This is a genomic window from Ruegeria sp. AH12, assembly GCF_056541465.1.
Window position 1 is genome coordinate 1 of the sequence record NZ_JBQFYL010000128.1, and the last position, 802, is coordinate 802.

2 protein-coding genes are annotated in these 802 nt (G+C 58.1%); both read left to right on the top strand.

Annotated features, from left to right (window positions below; translation table 11 throughout):
- The first annotated feature begins 116 nt into the window (after positions 1–116).
- Positions 117–332, top strand: coding sequence for a twin-arginine translocase TatA/TatE family subunit (locus tag ACR0EL_RS22105; RefSeq protein WP_010440381.1), 216 nt, complete (start codon positions 117–119; stop codon positions 330–332).
- Between the two features lie 6 nt (positions 333–338).
- A complete protein-coding gene (gene tatB, locus ACR0EL_RS22110; RefSeq protein WP_170396807.1) occupies positions 339–797 on the top strand; it encodes a Sec-independent protein translocase protein TatB in 459 nt (152 codons plus the stop codon).
- Positions 798–802: the final 5 nt, after the last annotated feature.

The following is an 802-nucleotide window of genomic DNA, read 5'->3' on the forward strand; positions in this document are numbered from 1 at the left end:
CGTTCAATTTTGCGCGCGGATTTGATCTGTCGCACTTTTGCTGATGCCCGTACGGGCGTAGACACGGGGCCAGACATATTCACGGCGCGCTGCGCCGACGTAAAAGGAGTAAAGTCATGCTCAACAATATTGGCCTTCCGGGTATCCTGCTGATTGCTGTTGTGGTTCTCGTCCTATTTGGACGCGGCAAGATCAGCTCGCTGATGGGTGAAGTGGGTAAAGGCATTACCTCGTTCAAAAAAGGCATCAAGGAAGGTTCGGAAGAACTGGAGCAGGATGCGTCCGAGCTGGCCAAAGACGTCACGCCTGAGACTGACAAAGACAAGGTCTGAGCCTAGATGTTTGATCTGGGCTGGACCGAGCTTCTGGTCATCGGCATCGTCGCGTTGATCGTGGTGGGGCCAAAGGACCTGCCTGTACTGTTTCGCAATGTCGGACGGTTCGTCGGCAAGGCGCGCGGCATGGCGCGCGAATTCAGCACTGCAATGAACGAGGCTGCGGACGAAGCAGGCGTCAATGAGATCAAGAAGGGCCTGAACGCGGCGACCAACCCGGTTAGTACAGCGATGGACGGGATCAACGAAGCCGCGCGCGACGTGGCCAAATCCATCGACCCAACCAAGTTCGACCCTGACAGCGAGACCGGCAAGCTGGCCACCGAGCGAGCAGAGCAAGCCAAGAAGATCCAAGCCACAACGGCCCGCGCTGCCGCTGAGCGCAAGGCCAAGGAAGCCGCGGATGCGCTGGCCAAGGCGGAAGAGGCCGAAGCAGCGCTGAAAACCGAAAGCAAGACATGACCAAG

What these genes read in the sequence shown, in the direction of transcription:
- tatB (WP_170396807.1), top strand. Translation starts at nt 339, where the DNA reads ATGTTTGATCTGGGCTGGACCGAGCTTCTGGTCATCGGCATCGTCGCG.
- ACR0EL_RS22105 (WP_010440381.1), top strand. Translation starts at nt 117, where the DNA reads ATGCTCAACAATATTGGCCTTCCGGGTATCCTGCTGATTGCTGTTGTG.